The sequence below is a fragment of the Bradyrhizobium betae genome (assembly GCF_050632175.1).
Taxonomy (GTDB): Bacteria; Pseudomonadota; Alphaproteobacteria; order Rhizobiales; family Xanthobacteraceae; genus Bradyrhizobium; species Bradyrhizobium betae_B.
Window position 1 is genome coordinate 3,863,234 of the sequence record NZ_CP192576.1, and the last position, 21,784, is coordinate 3,885,017.

Consider the following 21,784-nt stretch of genomic DNA (forward strand, 5'->3'; position numbering starts at 1 on the left):
CTGCTAGTAGCTGCGCCTTCAGCAGAAGTGCTTATCGATTTTGCCTGAGCATGCGGCTCGCAACGAGCGCGCGCAATGCTTTCCGGCCACCCCCTGAGTGAGATCATTCATGCCTCGCGACAGCGACAAAGACAACGATTCCCGCGGCCGGCGAGGCCCAGCCAGAGGCGGCCCGCCCAAGGGACGCTCCGGCAAGCCGCGCGGCCCCGACAAGAAGTTCGCCAAGCGCGGCGGCGAAGGCCGGAGCGATGCCCGCCCGCCCCGTGGCGGCCGCGACAGCCGTCCGCCTCGTGCCGATCGCGGGGACCGTCCGTTCCGCCCTCGCGCGGACGGCGATGCGCCGCGCCGCGACTTCGGCGACCGGCCGAAATTCAATCGCGACGACCGGCCGCGCGAGGATCGCGGCGAGCGCAGCTTCAAGCCGCGTGGCGACCGCCCGTTTTCCGATCGCAACTCGCGCGACGGCGAGAAGCGCCCGTTCAAGCCTCGTGGCGATCGCCCGTCCTTTGGCGGCGGCGACCGTCCGCCGCGCAGCCGCGACCGCGACGACTCCCGCCCGGCGGGCCGGTCCGGCGACAGGAAGTTCGGCGACAAGAAGCCCTACGCACCGCGTGGCGATCGCCCCGAGCGCAAGTTCGACGGCGAGCGGAAATTCTCGCGGGGCGGACCGGATCGCGGGCCGCGCGAGGATCGTGGCGAGCGCAGCTTCAAGCCGCGCGGCGACCGCCCGAATTTCGACCGCGGCGATCGTGCGCCCCGTGGCGACCGCCCCGAGCGCAAGTTCGATGGCGAGCGGAAATTTTCGCGCGGCGCGCCGGATCGCGGGCCGCGCAAGGAATTTGGCAAGAATTTCGGCGGCAGTGATCGCGGCGCGGACAAGCCCTGGCAGAAGCGCGAAGGCGGCGATGAGCGTCCGCGTTTCCCGCGTTCGCGCGACGATCGCCCCTCGGGTGATCGTCCGTTCCGCGAGCGTCCCAAGTTCGATCGTCCGCATGGAGATCGTCCCAAATTTGATCGTCCGAAGTTCGATCGGCCCCGCCGCGACGGCGAGGGTGACCGCGGCGGCGACCGTCCGAAATTCAGCCGGCCGCGCGAGCGGTCCGAGGGGCGCTCCGACTGGCACGAGCATCCGCGCAACGAAGGTGGCTTCGGCGATCGTCCACGCCGTGAAAACGAGGACGAGAGCCGGATCTTCGAGAAGCGCCCGGCGTTCGGCGGCCGCGGCGCCTATCGCGAGCGCGACCGTGACGTCGATCGGCGGCCGCGCCGCGACGAAGAGCCGAAGCCGAAGAAGGCGGGCGAGCGCATCGCCAAGGTGCTGTCGCGCGCGGGCCTCGCCTCGCGCCGCGATGCCGAAGAGATGGTCACGCAGGGCCGCGTCACCGTCAACGGCCGCGTCATCAACTCACCGGCGCTCGACATCACGCCGAACGACGTCGTCACCATCGACGGCAAGCCGTTGCCGGAGCGCGAGCGCACGCGGCTGTTCCTCTATCACAAGCCGCGCGGCCTGATGACGACGCATGACGACCCGGAAGGGCGTCCGACCGTGTTCGACAATCTGCCCGAAGGCCTGCCGCGTCTGATCTCGATCGGCCGGCTCGACTTCAACACCGAGGGCCTGCTGCTGCTCACCAATGACGGCGGGCTCGCGCGCACGCTCGAATTGCCCGATACCGGCTGGCTGCGCCGCTACCGCGTCCGCGCCCATGGCGACGTCACCCAGGCGCAGCTCGACGAACTCAAGAACGGCGTCGAGATCGAGGGCGTCAAATACGGCCCGATCGACGCGACGCTGGAGCGCGACCAGGGCGCCAATGTCTGGCTGGTGTTCGCGATCCGCGAAGGCAAGAACCGCGAGGTGCGCAACGTCTGCGCCCATCTCGGGCTCGAGGTGAACCGGCTGATCCGCGTCTCCTACGGCCCGTTCCAGCTCGGCGAAGTCCCCGAGGGGCAGGTCGAGGAAATCAAGTCCCGCGTGCTGCGCGAGCAGCTCGGCGACAAGATCATCGAGAAGTCTGGCGCGCAGTTCGATGTGCCGAAGAAGGCATCGTCGGGCGAAGACGGCGCGCCGCGCGAAAAGAAGCCCGCCAGCAAGCGCGACGTGATCAACGACCGCAAGGGCCGCCGCGTGCTGGTGCAGCGCACCGGCAGCGAGGAAGCGCGCGAGCGCAACGAGGCCGAGGCGAGCGGCTACGGCCCGCCGCGCCGTCCCAAGCGCGGCTATCACGGCAAGCGCGACCTGACGCCGCGGGAGGACTGACTTGCGCGTCGTCGGCGGTCGTTTGAAGGGGCGCAATCTTGCCTCGCCGTCCTCGCGCGACATCCGCCCCACGGCGGACCGCCTGCGCGAGTCCGTGTTCAACATCCTCGTGCACGCCTATGACGATCCGATCCAGGACGCGCGCGTGCTCGATCTCTTTGCCGGCACCGGCGCGCTCGGCATCGAAGCGTCCTCGCGCGGCGCGAAGTTCGTGCTGTTCGTGGACAACGGCGCGGAGGCGCGCGCGCTGCTACGCAACAATGTGGAATCGCTCGGCCTCGGCGGGGTGACAAAAGTCTACCGCCGCGACGCGACCGATCTTGGCCCCGCGCATCCGGTCGAGCCGTTCTCGCTGGTGTTCCTCGATCCGCCCTACAGCAAGGGGCTTGCGGAGGAGGCGCTGGCGAGCTTGCGCGACGGCGGTTGGCTGACGCCGGGTGCGTTGCTCGTTGTGGAAGAGGCTAAGGTTGCGCAGTTCACGACGCCGGAAGGTTTCGAGGAGCTGGAGCGGCGGGCGTATGACGACACGGAGTTCGTGTTTTTGAAGCGCAACGCGTAAGTCACCTTCGCCCGAACAGCTTCTCCACATCGCTCAGCTTCAGCTCGACATAGGTCGGCCGGCCGTGATTGCACTGGCCGGAGTTCGGCGTCTCCTCCATCTCGCGGAGCAGTGCGTTCATCTCCTCCGGCCGCAGCCTGCGGCCGGCACGCACCGAGCCGTGGCAGGCCATGGTGGCGGCGACGTGCATCAGACGGCGCTCCAGCGGCAGCGCCTCGTCCCATTCGGCCATGTGCTCGGAGAGGTCGCGCAGCAGGCCGCCGGCATTGGTCTTGCCGAGCAGCGACGGCGTCTCGCGCACCGCGACCGCACCGGGGCCGAAGGATTCGATCGCCAGGCCGAATGAAGCGAGTTCCTCGCTGCGCTCCAGCAGGCGCTCCACCGTGGCCTCGTCCATCTCGACGATCTCGGGGATCAGGAGGATCTGCCGCTGCACGCCGTTCGCGGCCAGCGAAGCCTTCAGCCGCTCGTAGACGATGCGCTCATGTGCGGCGTGCTGATCGACGATGATCAGGCCGTCGCGGGTCTGCGAGACGATGTAGGTCTCGTGGATCTGGGTCCGCGCCGCGCCGAGCGGACGGTCGACGAGGTCCGTCACCGGCTGCGTGTCGAACCGCACGTCTGCGCTGGGCCCACCGACATCGAACGCAGCCTGCGTGCGCTCGGCAAAGGCGGGCGCGGCGCTGCCGTCAAATGACGGTATCGGTGCGACCGGGGCGGACGGCGAGGCCCGCCAGTCCCAGCTTGCGGGGCGCGGCGTGAAGGCAGGTCGGAACGAGGACAATGCGCTCTCGCCGCTGTTGGCGGCGGTGCGCCGCCCCTCGCGCGCGAGCGCCTCCTTCAATCCATGCACGATCAGCGCACGGACGAGGCCGGAATTGCGGAAGCGCACCTCGGTCTTGGCCGGATGCACGTTGGCATCGACCTCGCGCGGGTCGAGCGTGACGAACAGCGCCAGCACCGGATGGCGGTCGCGCGGCAGATAGTCGGCATAGGCGCCGCGCACCGCCCCCAGGATCAGCTTGTCGCGCACGGGGCGGCCGTTGACGAAGAGATATTGCCCCAGCGCATTGGCCTTGGTCAGTGCCGGCGCTGCGGCATAGCCGGCGACCACGACGCCCTCGCGCTCGGCATGGACCTCGATGGCGTGGCTGCGGAATTCCGCGCCGAGAATGTCGCCGAGCCGCGTCAGCCGCCCGGCGGCGCCGGGCAATGCAGCGGCCCAAGTCACCGGTGCGCGCTCCTCGCCCGCGAGCGTGAAGGCGACGTCCGGCCGCGCCATGGCGAGGCGCCGCACCACCTCACGGATGGCTTCCGCCTCGGTGCGGTCGGTCTTCAGGAATTTCAGCCGCGCCGGCGTCGCATAGAAGAGATCGTTGACCTCGACGCGGGTGCCATGGGCCAGCGCCGCCGGCATGATCTCGGACTTCTCGCCGCCCTCGACGGTAAGCGCCCAGGCATGCGGCTCGCTGGCATGCCGCGTCGTGATCGAGAGCCGCGCCACGGAGCCGATCGATGGCAGCGCCTCGCCGCGGAACCCGAGGGTGCGGATCTGGAGCAGGTCCTCGTCGTCGAGCTTGGACGTCGCATGGCGTTCGACTGCGAGCGCGAGGTCCTTCGCGGTCATGCCGCTGCCGTCGTCGGTGATGCCGATCCGGCGGCGCCCGCCACCGTCGGTGAAGACGTCGATCCGGCTCGCCCCGGCATCGATCGCGTTCTCGACCAGTTCCTTGACCACGCTCGCCGGACGCTCGACCACCTCGCCGGCGGCGATGCGGTTGACGACTTGCTCTGGAAGCTGACGGACGGGCATGGGCTCGGGAGTTGGATTCGTGAACGGCGCAATCTTATGCCGTGTTGCGTCAAAAGCATGCGTTGAGCAACAGGAACATGGCGGCCTGGGGATGGGAGATAACTATCACATTGAAGATACTGGACGTTCAGAAAAACCGTGAACCGGAGATCCTGTGACGGTCCCGATTGTGAGGCGCCGGACAGCGGTGTAGCATCGTGAAAAAACGGCAACAGGACGGGAGGACGCCATGTGCCATCTCTTCGCGCACCAGCCCCAACGCGACTACGAATCCCAGACCCGTTCGCTACGGATCGGCGGGCACTGCACCTCGATCCGGCTGGAAATGGCGTTCTGGGACACGCTGGAGGAGATCGCCGCCAAGGAGAACATGAGCGTCGGCAAGTTCCTGACCACGCTCTATAACGAAGTGCTCGACCATCACGGCGAGGTCAACAATTTCGCCTCGCTGCTGAGGTGCTCCTGCCTGATCTATCGGTCGAAGACGATGGCGTCGGTGCAGGAATTCAAGGCGCCCATTCTCGACGCGGCCGAATAGGGGCTACGAGGCCGTCGCCACCGTCATTGCGAGGAGCTCTTGCGACGAAGCAATCCAGACTGCCTTTGCGGTGGGATTCTGGATTGCTTCGCTTCGCTCGCAACGACGGGGAGAGAGCGGGACCTCAAATCTCCTTCTTCTGCATCGCGCCCGCAACGTAATCCGCCTGCCGGATTGCCAGCGCGACGATGGTCAGCGTCGGGTTGCAGGCTGCGCCGCTGGTGAACTGGCTGCCGTCGGAGACGAACAGGTTCTTGACGTCGTGGCTTTGCCCGAACTTGTTGACGACGCCGTCCCGCGGCTTCTCGCTCATCCTGTTGGTGCCGAGATTGTGCGTGCTCGGATAGGGCGGCGTCGGATAGGTCACGGTCGCGCCGACGGCGTCATAGAGCGCCGCACCCTGCTTGTAGGCGTGCGCACGCATCGCGAGGTCATTGGGATGATCGTCGAAATGCACGCTGGCGACCGGCTGTCCGAACTTGTCCTTGACGACGGGGTCGAGCGTGATGCGGTTGGTCTCCTGCGGCATGTCCTCGCCGACCAGCCACATGCCGGCCATCCGGGGATAGCCGTCGAGCGCCGCGGTGAACGGACGGCCCCAGGCACCCGGGTTGAGGAACGCGGCCATGAACGGCAGGCCGAGCGACAACGTCTCCATCTCGTAGCCACCGACGAAGCCACGCTTCGGGTTATTGGCGGCTTCATCACGGACGATCCCGGCCATGGTGGTGCCGCGATACATGTGCACCGACTTTTCGAACACGGCGTAGACGCTGCCGGTCATGTGCCGCATGTAGTTGCGGCCGACCTGGCCGGATGAATTGCCGAGGCCGTCGGGGAACATGCTCGAGGCGCTGTTGAGCAGCAGCCGCGGGCTTTCGATCGAATTGCCGGCCACCGCGACGATGCGTGCTTTCTGGCGCTGCATCGCCCCGTTTTCGTCGGCGTAGACGACCCCGGTGACCTTGCCGCTGGCGTCATGTTCGATCTTGATCGCCATGCTGCTCGGACGGATCTCGAGATTGCCGGTCGCCTCGCCCTTCGGGATCTCGGTGTAGAGCGTCGACCATTTCGCGCCGGATTTGCAGCCCTGGAAGCAGAAGCCGATCTGCTGGCAGGCGCCGCGGCCGTCGCGCGGCTGGCTGTTGATCGCCATGTTGCCGGTGTGCACGGTCTTGTAGCCGAGCTTCTTCGCGCCGGCCTCCAGCACCTTGAAATTATTGTTGCCGGGAAGTCCGGGAATGCCGTTGGTACGGGTCACGCCCATCTTGTTCTCGGCCTTGGCGTACCACGGCTCGATCTCCGCGAGCGTCACCGGCCAGTCCAGCAAGTTAGCGCCGGGAAGGCTGCCGTAAGTGCTCTTCACCTTGAACTCGTGCTCGTCGAAGCGCAGCGACGCGCCGGCCCAGTGCGTGGTCGAGCCGCCGACCGCCTTGACGATCCAGGCCGGAAGACCAGAGAAGTCTTTCGCGACGCGCCAGTTGCCCGACGTGGTGCGCGCATCGGTCCATGCGAGCTGGGAAAAACTCTCCCACTCGTCGTTGACGAAGTCCTGGTTCTCGATGCGCGGCCCGGCCTCGAGGATGACCACCTTGACGCCCTTCTGCGCGAGTTCGTTGCCCAACGTGCCGCCGCCGGCGCCGGAGCCGACGATCACCACAACGCTGGAGTCGTTCAGATCGAATTTTGCCATATGCGTTCTCCTGAACCGTTGGGGTGGCCTTAAGCCTTGGGCAGCCAGTCGATGTCGGCAAAGCCGCGGTTGATGTAGCCGCCGTGTTCGGCGGAGGAGCCCTCATAGCCGAACCGCGGCCAGACCTCTTTCTGGTTGTAGAGCGAGACGACGAGGTCGCCGCGGACCTTCTGGAAGAACTCGCTCTGCTCGATCTCCTTCAGCAGCACGACGCGGTCGGCTTCCCATGGCACCTCGGCGTACGGGACCTTGTGGCGATCCCGCGCGTTCTGATCGAGCCGCGTGATACCCTCGCTGATCAGCGACTTGACGGCGGGATCCTTGGCCGCCTTGCCGTCCCACGGCTTGATTGCGGTGATGTAGTAGCTGTCGCCGAGCACATCATGCGGATAGGTATCGCGCGCGACCTTCAGCAGCGTCTTCATCGTCGCGGGCGAGAGTGCGCTCGCATCTTCGGCCCAGGCGTCCTCGATGCTGACGGCGACACTGGTCGCGACAGCGGCGACCGGCACGGCCGTCGCTGCGCCCTTGAGAAAGACGCGGCGGCTGTGCTTGCTTCGACGATCGACTTCTCTCATGGTTTCCTCCGTTGATTTTGATTTTTTGATTTTGGCTAGTTGAAACGTCCGCCCCGCTGGATCACCTCGATCTTGTAGCCATCGGGATCGCTGACGAAGAAGAAGCGTGCCAGCGTCCTGCCGTCGTGCTTGAAGTCGCGCAACGGACCCGGCGCCAGCTTCTCGCGCTCGAAGCGGGCATGTTCCGCATCGAGATCCTCGACCACCACCGCGAGGTGGCCGTAGCCGTCACCGAGCGCGTAAGGCTCCTTGCGATCGAAATTGACCGTCAACTCCACCTCGAAAGGTGACGAGGGGTGACGCAGGTAGATCAGGGCAAAATCGGGGAACTTCAGATGGTCGGCGACCTCGAGGCCGAAGGCGCGTCTGTAAAAGTCGAGCGAGCGCGCCTCGTCGAACACGCGGATCATGGAATGAACAGGCTTTGCCATTCAGTTCTGCTCCTTCAGAAAGGCGATGATGGCGGCGCGCGTCTCCGGCTTGGCCTGCCGGTAGACCATCGCTACTCCGGGAATGACGGATTGCGGATTGGTCAGCCAGGCGTCGAGCTTCGCCTCGTCCCAGGCAAAGTCGGCTTTGGCGAGATTCTCGGAATAGCGGAAGCCCTCGACCTTGCCGGCGGGCCGCCCGACGACCTTAACCAGCGGCGGCCCTTGTCGCATCGGCTCGGACGAACTCAACGTGTGGCAGACCGCGCATTGCTGCTTGAACAGCGTTGCGCCATCCGGCGGCTTTGCGGCCGGCAACGGCATCTGCGCGTCGGCAACCCGCACCACCAGAATCACTGCAGTGCACAATCCCAGCACGACCGCGCGCATCGCCAAAAGCCCGCCCATCCACGTCAAATTCAGCGTGCATAAACTCTAGGCGCGGCCAAACATGCGGTGGTAGTAGCGGGCTGTTTCGGACGGGAACAAAACGTAAAGCGCGCGATGTGCCTCGCACCGATTTGCGGTGCGATCGACTGCCGCAATCAATCGTCGAAATGTCCGCCGCGCTTCGACTTGATATCGCTGCGGCGCTTCTTGCCCTCGAGCCGGCGTTGCTTGGAGCCGAAGGTCGGCTTTGTCGCGCGCCGCGGCTTCGGCCGTATCATCGCCTCGCTCAGGATCTCGATGAGGCGGTCGATCGCATCCTGCTTGTTGCGCTCCTGGGTGCGGAAGCGCTGAGCCTGGATCACGATGACGCCGTCCTTGGTCATGCGCTGGCCTGCGAGACGGGCAAGGCGCAGTGCGGCATCCTCCGGCAAGGTCAGCTTGCGGGTGTCGAAGCGCAATTGCGCCGAGGTCGCGACCTTGTTGACGTTCTGGCCGCCGGGGCCCGAGGCGCGAACAAAGCCGATCTCGATGTCGTCCTCGTCGATGACGAGATCGCGGGATATCCGCAGCATGGGGGCACCGTTCGTGATATCAGGACATATCCCGGACATCACCATTCGGCAATGGCGCCCATGCAAAACGCAAATGGCCGGGACGAGCCCGGCCATTCAGGAAACGTAAGGGACCGTCAGTTGGACTTCGTCGCCGGTGCTGCCGCGGGTTGCGCGGCGGCCTGCGGGGCGCGGCCGACGACGACGGTGAGAAGCCCCTGGCCCCACAGGCGCTTGGCGGCTGCCTTTGCATCGTCCATCGTCACCGCCTCGATGATGGCGTTGCGCTTCTCGATATAGTCGATCGGCATCTTGTCCTGCTGATATTGCAGCAGCGCCTGCGCCAGCTTGGAGGAGGTGTCGAGCGCCAGCATCTGCGAGCCCTTGAGGTAGGACTTGGCCTCGTCGAGCTCCTTCTGTGTCGGCCCCTCCTCGGCGATGCGGCGCACCTCCTTCTCGATGGCGTCGATAGTGTCGCTGGCGCGGTCGGCGCGCGTGCCGGTATTGCCGATGAAGATCGCCGAATGCTCCATCCAGAGCAGCGATTCGAAGACCGAATAGGCGAGCCCGCGCTTCTCGCGAACCTCGCGATAAAGCCGCGAGGACAGTCCGCCGCCGCCGAGAATGTGGTTGACGACATAGGCGGCCATGAAGTTCGGATCGCTGCGCTTCACGCCGGGGCCGCCGAAGGTGATGACGGTTTGCGGCACGTCGAGCGGCACGAAGGCGCGCTGCGGCGGCTTGGCGGCCTCGACGTCGGCGACCGGCGTGAGGTTGGCCTTGGCAGGCAGGCTGCCGAAGGTGTGGTCGAGCAGCTTGCCGAGCGTGGCCGGATCGACGTCGCCGACGACCGCGATCTTCAGGCCGTCCCTGGCGAGCACGCGGCCGACATAATCCTTCATGTCGGCGACCGTGATGGTCGGCACGCTGTCGAGCGTGCCGTTGGTCTGCCGTCCATAGGGATGATCGCCGAATGCGACCTCCAGGAACTTGCGGCTCGCCAGCGAGGTCGGGTTGGTGGTCTCGCGGCGCAGGCCCGAGATCACCTGCGAACGGATGCGCTCGACGTCGGCGGTGTCGAAATGCGGCGAGGTCAGCGCGCTCCGGAGCAGGTCGAAGGCCTCGTCCTTGTTGTCGCGCAGCATGCGCAAGCTGCCGCGGAAGGTATCGCGGGTGGCGCTGAAACTGAGCTCGATGGCGCGGCGGTCGAGCCGTTCGTGGAAGGTCTTGGAGTCCAGATCGCCGGAGCCTTCGTCGAGGAGGTCGCTGACCAGGTTGGCGACACCCGACTTGTCCTTGGGGTCCTGCGCCGAGCCGCCGGCAAAGGAATATTCCATGGCGATCAGCGGCACGGTCGCGTCTTGCACGAACCAGGCCTCGATGCCGCCGGGCGAGACCAGGCGCTGGATCTTCGCTGCGGCTTGCGATGGCGAGATGGTCGCGAGCGCGAACGCGGCGCCGGTGGCGATGGAGAACGCAACGCGTCGAAGGAAGGGATAGGTCACGAACGCTTCTCCTCGCGCTTGGCGGCGCTTGTGTCCTTGATCAGATAGCCCGTCACCGAGCGCTTCTTCTCGAGCCATTTCTGCGCAACCGTGCGAACCTGCTCGGCGGTGACCGCACGGATGCGGTCCGGCCAGCTTCGGATGTCCTCGATCGAGAGGCCCGTCGTCAGCGCGCCGCCATACCAGCGTGCCAGCACCGTCTGATTGTCCTGCGCGTAGATCGCTTCCGCGATGAGCTGCGTCTTCACCCGCTCCAGATCCTCGGCGCGGATCGGATTCTGCGCGACCTCGGCAATGACGCCGTCGATCACCTGCTCGATCTCGGCGAAACTGACGCCGGGTTTCGGCGAAGCCGACACGGCGAATTGGGTCGGATCGAGCGCGATGCTCGAATAGCTGGCGTTGGCCGAGACTGCGAGCGGCTTGTCGACCACTAGCGCGCGATAGAGATAGGAATTGCTGCCGCTGCCCATCAACTGCGCCAGCACATCGAGGGCCGCGCTTTCGCCGGCTGCGGCCGTGGTTGCGGAAGGAACGAGATAATAGCGGCGCAGGCTCGGCTGCTCGACGCGTGGATCGGCCAGCGTGACGGTGCGCGGTGCGGCCGGCTCCGGCTCCTGCGGGCGGACGCGGCGCGCCGGGATCGCGGGCTGGGCCGGGATCGAGCCGAAATTGCGTTCGACCAGCGGACGGATGTCCGCGGCCTCGACGTCGCCTGCGATGACGAGGATCGCGTTGTTCGGCGCGTAGAAGCGGCGGTAGAAGGCGAGCGCGTCCTCACGGTCGAGCTTCTCGATCTCCTGGTGCCAGCCGATCACGGGCCGGCCATAGGGATGATTGAGATAGAGCGCGGCCATGATTTGCTCGTTGAGCCGCGCGTCCGGATTGTTGGCGACGCGCATGTTGTATTCCTCAAGCACGACGTCGCGCTCGGGCAGCACGTTCTCGTCCTTGAGGATCAGGCCGGTCATGCGATCGGCCTCGAACTCCATCATGGTCGGCAGCTGCTCTTTCGGCACGCGCTGGTAGTAGTTGGTGTAGTCGACCGAGGTCGAGGCGTTCTCGTTGCCGCCGACGCGGAGCACGGTCTGGGAGAATTCGCCGACCGGGTGCTTCGAGGTGCCCTTGAACATCAGATGCTCGAGGAAGTGCGCGAGTCCGGATTTGCCCGGCGTCTCGTCGGCCGAGCCGACCTTGTACCAGATCATCTCGGTGACCACGGGCGTGCGGTGGTCCGGGATCACCACGACCTGCATGCCATTGCCGAGCGTGAAGCTGGCGGGCGGAGCCGATGTCACCGTGGTCTGGGCGAGGGCCGCGCCGGCCGTCAGGACACTCGTCGAAAGCAGCGCGGCAAGGAGGCAGGCAACCGATCGGTTTGCGGACATCATGATCCCTGGTGAAAGGCCGAGTCCGGATGTCCGGCTCGAAAGGCACGGCATGGTACACCGTGCGGCTGAGGCTTCGCGTCACGAAGCAGAGAACTCAACGTGGTGGCAAGTTACTGATAGGCAATTCTAGATCGCGCCCCGGCGTACATCCGCCGGCGGCGCCAGATTCGCTGCGGTCAGGATACCGCGGCAGGACGGGAACGCTATTGTTCCTTGTCCTTGCCCGACATGATGTCGAAATAGGTCCGGCGCGACTTGTCCTCTCCGGCGCCATAGGCATAGCCCGGGGACGGCGTCTGATAGCCCGGCGGCGGCTCGACCAGCGACTGGCGCGGGGGCTCGGTCGTGAATTGCTTGGTCTCGCCCTTGCCGCCGACGCCCCTCATCATATTCCACAGGCCGCCGGAAAAACCCAATTCGGCAGGGCTGAGCGACGGGTTGGCGTTGGTGCCCGGCTGGATCGGGTCGTTGCTTGTGCGAGGGGCCGCGGCGACTTCGCCGGCCTTCATCTCCGCGGGCGTCAGCGGCTGGGCGGCCTGCCAGTTCTCGGTGGCCTTGGTGGCCTTCTTGCGCGCGGCGATGGCTTCCTTGCGGCGCTTTTCCTCGGGGTCCTTGGGCCAGTTCGGCGCATTCTTGGCCTGGGTCGCGGGCGGCGGCAGGTCCAGCTTGGGCGGCACGACCAGCGGCGAGCGCTCGCGGTATTCGATGCCGGGTTTTTCCATGCTCTTGGCGCCGATGCCGGACATCAGATTGTCGATGATCCTCTCTTCGAAGGTCATCCCATCGTCGTCCTCGTCGTCGTCACCGGCGCGCGCCTGACCTGCCGACATGGCGAGACCGATGCCGAGCATGACAGCGGACAATTTCAACGCCCGCCAGAACCCCGCTTTGGGGTCTCGAACCATCGAACCGCTGGTCTTCGAGCTGCGCATTATTGTACCTGTTCCATATTGTGGCAGATAGCTGCTCTTTGCCGCTCAAACGCGGCCAATCCTCGCAAAAAGCAAGGTTCCGCCTGCCAGCCCGTATCGGCCGGGATCAGGGCGCTTTTGCGGCGGGTACCCCCAGGAAGGAATCATACAATAGCCCCGCCACCCCGACAACGATGGCCACGTCCGCGAGGTTGAACACGTACCAATTATAGGTATTTCCGCCGATCTCGATATGGAACAGGGCGAAATCGACCACCGCGCCATAGGCGAAGCGGTCGATGCCGTTGCCGATGGCGCCGCCGATGATCAGGCCGAGCGCGACCGTCGCCAGCAGGGTGTGCGAGCGGGCCATCCAGATGGCGAGGGCGACCACCGCAACGGCCTTGACCGCCATCAGCGCGATCTGGGCCGCCTGGCTGTCGTTCTGGAGCCAGCCGAAGCTGATGCCGATGTTCCAGGCCAGCACCAGGTCGAAGAACGGCGTCACCTTCACCACGCCCTTGCGTGCCAGGTCGAAACCGTTCAGCAGCCAGAGCTTTGAGGCCTGGTCGGCCACGAGCGTGACCGTTGCCGCGAGGATGCCGGCACGGAGCGGGGCCATGGCCGGGGCTCAGGCCACTACCCCGAGCGCCTTCCATTCGCGCAGCGCCTTGGCGTCGCGCGGGGTGACGTCGGGATATTCAGCGTCTTCGCCCACCGTCGGCGAAATCTTCCAGGAGCGGGCGCATTTGGTGCCGACCGCCTTCTCGACGACGACCGCGACACCGGGCACGGCGTCGAGACGGAATGCCGATGCCGGCGCCTCACCCTCACGCACCTCGTAGTTCGAGGTGATGCAGATTTCGGCGAGGTCGATGTCGAACAGCGTCGCCAGCATGTCGCGGTCGGCGACATAGATCACCGGCGAGGCCTCCAGCGACGAGCCGATGTTCTTGGCCGCACGCTCGAGTTCGAGCGCGCCCGTGACGACGCGGCGGACGTTGCGAATGATCTCCCATTTCGCGGCGAGCCTCGCGTCACGGAATTGTTCGAGGCCCTCGGGGAAGAGGGTCAAATGGACGGAAGGCGCCTCGTTCGGCCGGAACATCCGCCAGGCTTCGTCGGTCGTGAAGCTGAGGATCGGGGCGAGCCACTTCAGGATGGCGTCGCACAAGATGTCGATCGTGGTGAGCGCCGCCTTGCGCGCCAGCGAGGACGGCGGATCGCAATACAGGGTGTCCTTGCGGATGTCGAAATAGAACGCCGACAGGTCGGAGTTCATGAAGGCCGAGAGGCTTGCAACGACGGTCTTGTAATCGAACGCGGCATAGGCCTTGCGAATGGTTTCGGCATGGCCCGCCAGTTCATGCAGCATCAACCGCTCGAGCTCGGGCATCTCGGCATGGGCGACCTTCTCGCCCGGCTTGAAGTGATGCAGCGTTCCGAGCATCCAGCGCGCGGTGTTGCGCAGCTTGCGGTAGGTCTCGATGGTGTTCTTCAGGATCTCCGGGCCGATGCGCTGGTCGTCGGCATAGTCGGTGGCGCAGACCCACAGGCGCAGGATGTCCGCGCCCGAATCCTTGATCACCTTCTGCGGCTCGACGGTGTTGCCGATCGACTTCGACATCTTGCGGCCGTTCTCGTCCAGCGTGAAGCCGTGGGTCAGCACGATGTCGTAGGGCGCGCGGCCGCGCGTGCCCGCGCTTTCCAGCAGCGAGGAATGAAACCAGCCGCGATGCTGGTCGCTGCCTTCCAGATACATCACGGTGTCCTGGCCGCCATCGACCTTGCGGACGATGTTGCCGAGCTGCGGGAAGTTCTGGCGATCCTCGAGCACGAAGGCGTGGGTGGAGCCGGAATCGAACCAGACGTCGCAGATGTCGTCGATCTTCTTCCAGTCCTCAGCCGCACGGGGCCCAAGGAAGCGCTCGCGGGCGCCGTCCATGTACCAGGCATCGGCGCCTTCTTCCATGAAGGCCTCGGTGATGCGCTGGTTGACGATCTCGTCCTGCAGGATCTCGGCCGAGCCGTCGCTCTTCTCGCGCACGAACACGGCGATCGGCACGCCCCAGGCGCGCTGGCGCGAGATCACCCAGTCCGGACGATTGGCGATCATGCCGTTGATGCGGTTCTCGCCCGACGGCGGAACCCATTGCGTCACCGAGATGGCGCGCAGCGCGCGGGCGCGCAGTGTGTCGCCTTTCTTCGCCTGACCGTCCTCGCTGATGTCCTTGTCCATCGCGATGAACCATTGCGGCGTGTTGCGGAAGATCACCGGTTTCTTCGAGCGCCAGGAATGCGGATATTGGTGCTTGAGGCGGCCGCGCGCGAGCAGCTTGCCGGCCTCGATCAGCGCCTTGATCACGGCCTCGTTGGCATCGCCCTTCTCGCCCTTGTCGGTGAGCACGCGCTTGCCGGTGAAGCCCGGTGCGTGGTCGGTGAGGGCGCCATTTTCGTCGACAGTATAGGGGATGGTGGTGTTGATGCCGCGCGCATCCAGTTCGCGCGCATTGGCCATCCAGACGTCGAAGTCTTCGCGACCGTGACCGGGCGCGGTGTGCACGAAGCCGGTGCCGGTGTCGTCGGTGACGTGGTCGCCGGGAAGCAACGGGACCGTGAATTCGTAGCCGCCGCCGACGCCTTTCAGCGGATGAGCGCATTCCACCGCATCGAGCGTGTCGGCCGGGATGTCGCGCACCTTCTTGTAGGTATTGACGCGGGCCTGCTTGAACACGCTTTCGGCCAGCGCATCGGCCAGGATCAGCAGGTCGCCGTTTTTGGCCCAGTTATCCGCAGGCGCGTCGGTAACCTCATAGAGGCCGTAGGCGATCTTCGGCGAGAACGAGATCGCGCGGTTGCCCGGCAGCGTCCATGGCGTGGTGGTCCAGATCACGACGCTGGCGGAGGCAAGCGCGCCGTGGGCCGGAGACGTGACCGGAAACTTCACCCACACCGTGTCGGAGGTGTGGTCCTCATACTCGACCTCGGCCTCGGCCAGCGCGGTCTTCTCGACCACGCTCCACATCACCGGCTTGGAGCCGCGATACAGCGTGCCGTTGGCGGCGAACTTCATCAGTTCGCGGGCGATCTGCGCTTCGGCCGGATAGCTCATGGTCTGATAGGGATGGTCCCAGTCGCCGATGATGCCGAGCCGCTTGAATTCCTCGCGCTGCACGTTGATCCAGTGCGTCGCATAGGCGCGGCACTCCTTACGGAAAGCCACCATCGCGGCGGAGTCGCGGAAGTCCGGCTTCTGCTTGCCCTTGGAGCGGTAATTCTCCTCCTCGATCTTCCATTCGATCGGCAGGCCGTGGCAGTCCCAGCCGGGCACGTAATTGGAGTCGTAGCCGAGCATCTGCTGGCTCTTGGTCACGACGTCCTTGAGGATCTTGTTCAGGGCGTGCCCGATATGGATGTTGCCATTGGCGTAGGGCGGGCCGTCATGCAGCACGAACTTGGCGCGGCCGTCGGCTTCCTTGCGCAGCTTGTCGTAGAGGCCGATGTCGTTCCAGTATTTCAGGATCTCCGGCTCGCGCTGCGGCAGCCCCGCGCGCATCGGGAATTCGGTCTGCGGCAGGAACAGGGTCTTCGAATAGTCTTTGGCGTCGGACTTTGGGGCGTCGGACTTTTGCGGCTTTTCGGACATGATGCTGACTGGCTCGGAATGGCGCGGAAACGGATGGCGATGCGGAATCGCGGGGCGGAACGACGAAATCCCGGTCTTGCGCCGAGCCGAAAGCTCAGGCGGAAGCCGGGCCGCTAATCCCTATGATGCGCCGCGCAAACATGGCCCTCCATAGCAGCCGGCCGGGGGAAGCGCAAAGGCCCGGCGGGCCGGTCTTTCGGCCTCAATCAACGGCGCCAAGCCGCGGAAAGGCGTCCGGGGCGGCGGCCAGAATGGTGCGGGCGCGGATGGAATCGTCGTCCATCTGGCGGATCAGGGCCTCCAGGCTGTCGAATTTCAGCTCCTCGCGGATGAAGCCGACGAAGGCGCAGTCGAGTGCCTGCCCGTAGAGGTCGCCCTTGAAGTCGAACAGGAAGATTTCCAGCAGCGGGGCGCCATTATCAAAGGTCGGGCGGCGGCCGAAGCTCGCCACCCCGTCCAGCCGCTCGGCGCCGCGCCCGACCCGCACCGCGTAGATGCCGTGCTTGAGGCCGCAATTGGCATCGAGGCGGATGTTGGCGGTGGGATAGCCGAGGTCGCGGCCGCGCTTCTCGCCGTGGATCACCTCGCCGGTGATGAACCAGGGGGCGCCGAGCATGGTGGTGGCCTCGTCGATCTGGCCTTCGGCGAGTGCGATCCGGATGGCGCTGGAGGAGACCGGCCGCTCGTCGATATCGACATGCGGCTGCACGTCGACCTCGATGCCGAGCCGGGGGCCTCGTCGGCCAGCAGGCTCGGCGAGCCGACCCGTCCCTTGCCGAAATGGAAGTCGTAGCCGACCGCTATGCCGCTGACACCCAGCCGTCCGATCAGGTCATGGTGAATGAAATCTTGCGCGCTGGTGCCGGCCCGCGCCTTGTCGAAGGTCATGACCACGGCGCCGGCAAGTCCGGTGCCGGCCAGCAGTCGCAGCTTCGCCGGCTCGTCCGTCAGGCGGAATTGGGGGTGTTCGGGCTGAAAAACCGGCGAGGATGCGGCTCGAAGGTCAATGCCAGTGCAGGGCGGCCATGCGTTCGGCCCATTTCCAGGGCCGCCGCGATCACCGCGCGATGGCCGAGATGAACGCCGTCGAAATTGCCCATCGCGACCACGGCACCCTTTAAAATCGCGGAATCCGGCGTGGAGTCGCGAATAACGGTAAAATGCGGGGCCATCAGGGGAATTCTCGAAGCGGCAGGACCTGCGGACCGTGGCTTGACCGGCTGGATGAAGTCAAGCGGGAGGGGGCGGCTGCATTGAATGCGATTTCAGTCCTTCGAGGGCGCCCGCGATTAACGCGCTGTTTAACGCCTTGGTGCTAGTTCTTGAAACGTGGAACCGCGGGGCTAGAGCTGGCGGGTCCGATTGTAACATTCCTGGTTTGCGTTGGGGGAGTCGAGATGGCGGTTGATTTGTCGATGTCGGTTCTGGTGGTTGACGACTACAGCACCATGATCCGTATCATCAGGAATCTGCTGAAGCAGCTTGGCTTCGAGAATATCGATGATGCCAGCGATGGTTCGGCGGCGCTGAACAAGATGCGCGGCAAGAAGTACGGCCTCGTGATCTCCGACTGGAACATGGAGCCGATGACGGGCTACGATTTGCTGCGCGAAGTGCGCGCGGATCCGAACCTCGCCACCACGCCCTTCATCATGATCACGGCCGAATCGAAGACCGAGAACGTGATCGCGGCCAAGAAGGCCGGCGTGAACAACTACATCGTCAAGCCGTTCAACGCGGCGACGCTGAAGACCAAGATCGAGGCGGTCTTCCCGGACATGGCGAGCGCGTAAGCGCGATCGAAGCCATCGGTTGATTTCGGAAGGCCCGGGCATTTCTCCCGGGCTTTCTGTGTTGATGCGTCGTTCCTCGCGGAACGACAGAGGTCACCACTTCAATTCGCGCATCAGCGCTTTCGGCGGGTGGCCGAACAATTCCATCACCGATGTCGGGTCGAGCTGGTCGAGCCCCTCGAACTCCTCGGCATGGATGCCGCGGGTGACGAACAGGCAGTCGATGCCGAATTCGCGCGCCCCGGTCAGGTCGGTGCGGACGGAATCACCGATCGCCAGCACCTTTTTCCGGTCGATCGGGTGGCCCTGGCGCTCGCCGGCGAGCGCCATCGCGCGCTCGTAGATCGGCCGGTGCGGCTTGCCGTAGAAGATCACCTCGCCGCCGATCTCGCGATAGAGTTCGGCAATGGCGCCGGCGCAATAGATCAGCCGGTCGCCGCGCTCGACCACGATATCGGGGTTGGCGCAGACCAGCGTCAGCTTGCGCTCGCGCGCCTGCAGCATCATGCCGCGATAGTCTTCCGCGGTCTCGGTCTCGTCGTCGTAGAGCCCGGTGCAGACGATGTAGTCGGCCTCTTCCAGCGGCGCGGTCACCGCATCGAGGCCGCGATAGATCGAGTTGTCGCGCTCGGGGCCGAGCCAGAACATCTTGCTGCCGGGATGGTCGGCGACATAGAGCCGTGTCAGGTCGCCCGACGAGACGATGGCGTCGTAGGTCTCGTCCGCGACGCCGAGCTTGCGGAGCTGCCGCTGTACCGAATCCGCCGGGCGCGGCGCATTGGTGATCAGGATCACCGTACCGCCGCGGCTGCGATAGGTGTGCAGCGCCTCGCAGGCCTCCGGGAAGGATTCCAGGCCGTTATGGACCACGCCCCAGATGTCGCTGAGCACGACGTCCACACCGCCCACGAGCTCGCGCAGGCTTTCGGCAAAATGCAGCGTCGTCATGATGCGCGCGGCCGATCAAATACGCCGCGCGAGAGCGGCGCTGCCGGTGGTGATGCGTTGGGCTGGAGGTGCCGAAGACGTCGCACCAGTTGTCGTACCTTGGCTGGGGGGAGCGGAGCCATTGGATCCCTGGGTGTCCTGCGCCTGGTTCGGCGCGGCCCCGCCGGTAGCAGATGCCCCTTCCGGCCGCAATGGCCGGGGCGGCGCGAACAGGAAGCCCTGGCCGAACCGTACGTCATAGTCGAGCAGATCGACCACAGCGCGCTCGCCTTCGATGCGCTCGGCGATCAGGTCGATGCCGAACCGGCCGAGCAGATCGGAGAGGTCGGAGGGGTGGATGTCCGAGGTCGAGGCCTGCCGGGGATCGAGCAGGAGCGAGGCCGGCACCTTGATGAAGCGCACGCCGCGGTCGGCGAGCTCGCGCGGCTCGATCCGCAGATCCGTGACGTGGTCGATCGAGAATCGGAACCCGCGCTGGGCGAGCGCTGCGAGATTCTCGATTTCGGCCGGCCCGAGATTGCGGAAGGTCGATTGCTTGAATTCCAGCACCAGCGACGGCGCCAGTGCCCGGTTGGCTTCGAGGAAGTCGAGGCACTGCGCGAAGCTGGTCGAATTGCCGAGCGTGGAGGCCGCGACGTTGCAGAACACGCCGACATCCTTGTTGCGCACCATTAGGCGGCGCAGCACCTGCACGCAGCGCAGCATCACCATGTTGTCGATGCGCCCGATCAGCCCCGAGGCCTCGGCGATGCTGATGAACTCCTCGGCAGCAATCAACTGGTCGCGACCGTCACGTACCCGCGTCACTGCCTCGTAGAACCGCACCTTGCGCTGCGGCAGCGTCACCATCGGCTGCAGGAAGATGTCGATGCGGTTCTCGTCGATCGCGTTGCGCAGCGTCGCCAGCATCTGGGTCTGGTTGCGTCCGTCGACTGTCTGAACCGCGTTGGCAGTCTTGGCCTGAACCGCTGGCGGCGTCGGCCGCGGTGCCGCTGCCGGGAGCGGGGAGGCGCAACCGGAACCGGGCGCTCCTCGGGCATCGCAATCAGGTCGATCGGCGCCTCAGGTTCCGGCATCGCGACCGGAGCGGGAGCAGGAGAGGGGACCGGCGCGTTGCCAGCCAGCAGATCCTCATGGGCCGACACGGTGGTCGCGAGCTGCCTGACGAGTCCGCCGAGCTCGTTGATCTCGCCCGCCACCGACTGGATGCGGTCGGTGTTGGTCGAATTGGACGAGGCGATGCGCCCCTCGATCGCAGCCAGCCGTCGGCCGAACTCGGCGACCTGGCGGGCGAGGTCGGCGGTGCCGCGCGAGAGGTCGGCGATCTGACCGCCGACGTCGTTCCGATCGCGCAGCCGCATCGATACCGCGTTGTACAGGATCAGGAAGGTCAGCGCGGTCAGTGCCACGATCGCGGATTCGGTCCCGCTGATGCCGGCAACCGAGTAGAGGACAAGCCCGAGCGAGGCCGCGACCAGAACCATGCAGATGGCGATGAAGATCGTCGAAATGCGAATCATGCCGCGCGTTACGCCTCAAAGAGCTGACTGCCTCACCCCGGGAAAACACGGGCTGCTGTGCGAACCCGTCACGCCTCATGCTCCCCCAAGCGGCATGACCCTAACATCATTGTTGATTCGAGGGGATAGCTGCCTCTGTAAGGCTTATGTCAGTAAAGCCGGCGAAAGCAGCGCTCGCGGTCGGCAGCATCGCGATGGACGGACGAACGGACAGTGGCAATCTCGTTGGCGGCGGATCGCTTCCCCGGGCGCTTGAGGGCAATGGCTGCCGAGCACAATCCCGTGCCCTCCGCTCCCGCGGGGAAATCAAGGCAGTCTCAGCGTAAAATAACGCTGCTCTCAAGGCCAGCGGGCCGCATGCGCCCTATCGTCCCGGTGTTTTCAACCCCAGGAGAATTGCCATGTCGACATCCGCAGCGCTCAAGCCGGCTCCTTCTGAGCCCGATCTCGCCGCCGTCAAGCAGCGCCAGCAAGGCGCCTGGTCGTCCGGCGACTACGCCGTCGTCGGCACCACCTTGCAGATCGTCGGCGAGCAGCTCTGCGAGGCGCTGGACTTGCGCGCCGGCAGCAAGGTGCTGGACGTCGCCGCCGGCAACGGCAATGCGACGCTGGCGGCGGCGCGGCGCTGGTGTGATGTCACATCCACGGACTATGTGCCGGCGCTGCTCAGGCGCGGACAGGAGCGCGCGGCGGCGGATCATCTGACGGTCCAATTTCGCGAGGCGGATGCGGAGGCGCTGCCGTTCGCGGATGCCAGCTACGACGTCGTCGTCTCGACCTTCGGCGTGATGTTCACCCCCGACCAGGACAAGGCGGCCTCCGAGCTGGCGCGGGTCTGCAAATCCGGCGGCAAGATCGGCCTCGCCAACTGGACGCCGCAGGGGTTCATCGGCCAGCTCTTCAAGACCATCGGCAAGCATGTGGCGCCACCTGCAGGTGTCAAATCGCCGGCCTTGTGGGGGACGCAGGCACGGCTCGAGGAGATGTTCATCACCAAGGCCTCGGAGATATCCGCCGAACCGCGCATGTTCGTGTTCCGTTATCGCTCGCCGGAGCACTGGCTCGATGTCTTCAAATCGTACTACGGACCGATGCTGAAGGCCTTCGCCGCGCTCGACGAGACCGCTCAGGCGGCGTTGCGGCACGATCTCATGACATTGCTGGGCGAGTTCAACCATGCCGACGACGGCACGGTGGTCGTGCACAGCGAATATCTGGAAGCCGTCATCATCAGGCGCTGAGGGCGAATTCGGTCGG

The 21,784-nt window shown here is 65.6% G+C and carries 17 protein-coding genes and 2 pseudogenes; 5 read left to right on the top strand and 14 right to left on the bottom strand.

From position 1 onward, the window contains the following. Positions 1 to 109 precede the first annotated feature (109 nt). A complete protein-coding gene (locus tag ACQ86E_RS18590) occupies positions 110 to 2,263 on the top strand; it encodes a pseudouridine synthase (protein WP_431201219.1) in 2,154 nt (717 codons plus the stop codon). A gap of 1 nt (position 2,264) precedes the next feature. Next, on the top strand, positions 2,265 to 2,822 hold the full coding sequence (gene rsmD / locus ACQ86E_RS18595) for a 16S rRNA (guanine(966)-N(2))-methyltransferase RsmD (RefSeq protein ID WP_431201220.1): 558 nt from the start codon (positions 2,265 to 2,267) through the stop codon (positions 2,820 to 2,822). Between the two features lies 1 nt (position 2,823). Here rsmD and mutL read toward each other — a convergent pair whose 3' ends face one another. After that, on the bottom strand, positions 2,824 to 4,635 hold the full coding sequence (gene mutL / locus ACQ86E_RS18600; protein WP_431201221.1) for a DNA mismatch repair endonuclease MutL: 1,812 nt from the start codon (positions 4,633 to 4,635) through the stop codon (positions 2,824 to 2,826). Positions 4,636 to 4,864: 229 nt separating this feature from the next. Between mutL and ACQ86E_RS18605 the strand changes: the two genes are divergently transcribed. Then, positions 4,865 to 5,173, top strand: coding sequence for a ribbon-helix-helix domain-containing protein (locus ACQ86E_RS18605; RefSeq protein ID WP_431201222.1), 309 nt, complete (start codon positions 4,865 to 4,867; stop codon positions 5,171 to 5,173). Between the two features lie 124 nt (positions 5,174 to 5,297). Here the strand turns inward: ACQ86E_RS18605 and ACQ86E_RS18610 are convergent, their stop codons facing one another. The 11 genes and pseudogenes from ACQ86E_RS18610 to ACQ86E_RS18660 all read right to left on the bottom strand — a co-directional run bounded on the left by ACQ86E_RS18610 (position 5,298) and on the right by ACQ86E_RS18660 (position 17,438). Continuing rightward, complete coding sequence (locus ACQ86E_RS18610) at positions 5,298 to 6,866, bottom strand: GMC family oxidoreductase (RefSeq protein WP_431201223.1); 1,569 nt, start codon at positions 6,864 to 6,866, stop codon at positions 5,298 to 5,300. A 29-nt stretch (positions 6,867 to 6,895) separates the two neighbouring features. Continuing rightward, positions 6,896 to 7,444 carry a gluconate 2-dehydrogenase subunit 3 family protein gene (locus tag ACQ86E_RS18615; RefSeq protein ID WP_431201224.1) on the bottom strand — a complete coding sequence of 183 codons (549 nt, stop codon included), beginning with the start codon at positions 7,442 to 7,444 and terminating at the stop codon, positions 6,896 to 6,898. A 35-nt stretch (positions 7,445 to 7,479) separates the two neighbouring features. After that, positions 7,480 to 7,875, bottom strand: coding sequence for a VOC family protein (locus ACQ86E_RS18620; protein WP_431201225.1), 396 nt, complete (start codon positions 7,873 to 7,875; stop codon positions 7,480 to 7,482). Continuing rightward, positions 7,876 to 8,262: a c-type cytochrome gene (locus ACQ86E_RS18625; protein WP_431206503.1), complete on the bottom strand. Its 387-nt coding sequence runs from the start codon at positions 8,260 to 8,262 to the stop codon at positions 7,876 to 7,878. 155 nt (positions 8,263 to 8,417) lie between these two features. After that, entirely contained in the window at positions 8,418 to 8,834 is a 417-nt protein-coding gene (arfB, locus tag ACQ86E_RS18630; RefSeq protein ID WP_431201226.1) for an alternative ribosome rescue aminoacyl-tRNA hydrolase ArfB, read from the bottom strand. Positions 8,835 to 8,950: 116 nt separating this feature from the next. Continuing rightward, positions 8,951 to 10,318 carry a M16 family metallopeptidase gene (locus tag ACQ86E_RS18635; protein WP_431201227.1) on the bottom strand — a complete coding sequence of 456 codons (1,368 nt, stop codon included), beginning with the start codon at positions 10,316 to 10,318 and terminating at the stop codon, positions 8,951 to 8,953. Then, positions 10,315 to 11,709 (bottom strand): M16 family metallopeptidase, encoded by a 1,395-nt coding sequence (locus ACQ86E_RS18640; protein WP_431201228.1) that lies wholly within the window; start codon positions 11,707 to 11,709, stop codon positions 10,315 to 10,317. Before ACQ86E_RS18640 ends, ACQ86E_RS18635 begins: the two co-directional genes overlap by 4 nt. Positions 11,710 to 11,912: 203 nt before the next feature. Continuing rightward, complete coding sequence (locus ACQ86E_RS18645) at positions 11,913 to 12,641, bottom strand: hypothetical protein (RefSeq protein ID WP_431201229.1); 729 nt, start codon at positions 12,639 to 12,641, stop codon at positions 11,913 to 11,915. A 106-nt stretch (positions 12,642 to 12,747) separates the two neighbouring features. Then, positions 12,748 to 13,242, bottom strand: coding sequence for a signal peptidase II (lspA, locus tag ACQ86E_RS18650; protein ID WP_431201230.1), 495 nt, complete (start codon positions 13,240 to 13,242; stop codon positions 12,748 to 12,750). A gap of 9 nt (positions 13,243 to 13,251) precedes the next feature. Further along, the gene (gene ileS, locus ACQ86E_RS18655; RefSeq protein WP_431201231.1) at positions 13,252 to 16,266 is read right to left on the bottom strand and encodes an isoleucine--tRNA ligase; all 3,015 of its coding nucleotides are present in this window, start codon (positions 16,264 to 16,266) and stop codon (positions 13,252 to 13,254) included. Positions 16,267 to 16,468: 202 nt separating this feature from the next. Then, positions 16,469 to 17,438 (bottom strand): annotated as a pseudogene (locus ACQ86E_RS18660) (bifunctional riboflavin kinase/FAD synthetase). A gap of 225 nt (positions 17,439 to 17,663) precedes the next feature. Here ACQ86E_RS18660 and ACQ86E_RS18665 point away from each other — a divergent pair. Then, entirely contained in the window at positions 17,664 to 18,059 is a 396-nt protein-coding gene (locus tag ACQ86E_RS18665) for a response regulator (protein ID WP_007596883.1), read from the top strand. A 93-nt stretch (positions 18,060 to 18,152) separates the two neighbouring features. Here the strand turns inward: ACQ86E_RS18665 and ACQ86E_RS18670 are convergent, their stop codons facing one another. Both ACQ86E_RS18670 and ACQ86E_RS18675 read right to left on the bottom strand, forming a co-directional pair. Further along, positions 18,153 to 19,007: a TIGR01459 family HAD-type hydrolase gene (locus tag ACQ86E_RS18670; protein WP_431201232.1), complete on the bottom strand. Its 855-nt coding sequence runs from the start codon at positions 19,005 to 19,007 to the stop codon at positions 18,153 to 18,155. Between the two features lie 15 nt (positions 19,008 to 19,022). Next, positions 19,023 to 20,527: pseudogene (locus tag ACQ86E_RS18675) on the bottom strand (EAL domain-containing protein). A 401-nt stretch (positions 20,528 to 20,928) separates the two neighbouring features. Here ACQ86E_RS18675 and ACQ86E_RS18680 point away from each other — a divergent pair. Continuing rightward, positions 20,929 to 21,768, top strand: a complete 840-nt coding sequence (locus ACQ86E_RS18680) for a class I SAM-dependent methyltransferase (RefSeq protein WP_431201233.1) — start codon at positions 20,929 to 20,931, stop codon at positions 21,766 to 21,768. The last annotated feature ends 16 nt before the right edge of the window (positions 21,769 to 21,784 follow it).